Annotated in this window: 1 protein-coding gene; it reads left to right on the plus strand. The window is 52.6% G+C overall.

Annotated elements, in window-relative coordinates; all coding sequences use genetic code 11:
• On the plus strand, positions 1-527 hold a 527-nt coding region (locus ACYVTD_RS16065), incomplete at both ends, for a cation:proton antiporter domain-containing protein (RefSeq protein WP_461248686.1).

Consider the following 527-nt stretch of genomic DNA (forward strand, 5'->3'; position numbering starts at 1 on the left):
TATACGCCATCGCCTCAATCGCTTCCATTATTTTACTTTTCGCGTCCGGGCTTGAAACGGACATCGGGCTTTTCCTGCGCTATTCGGTTGCGGGAGGAATTATCGGCATAGGCGGGGTGCTCGTCTCTTTCACATTGGGAGATTTAACGGGAGTATTTTTGCTCCACGCCGCCTTTATGGATCCGCGCTGCCTGTTTTTGGGGATACTTTCCACGGCGACTTCCGTCGGCATAACGGCTCGCATCCTTTCCGAACACAAAAAAATGGATTCGCCGGAAGGGGTAACGATTCTCGCCGCCGCCGTTTTCGACGACGTGCTCGGCATCATCGCCCTGGCGGTCGTGCTTGGAATCGTCACATTGCTTACGGAGCATTCGGGCGGCGGACTGCAGACCAACGCGATACTGGCAATCGCGGGAAAGGCTTTCGGAATCTGGCTCGGCTTTACCGCCGTAGGACTTATCTTTTCAAAAAAACTGGCGGGGGTTTTAAAATTATTCAAACTCCCCTCCGATTTTTCTATATTG

Source organism: Treponema sp. R6D11 (genome assembly GCF_054786075.1).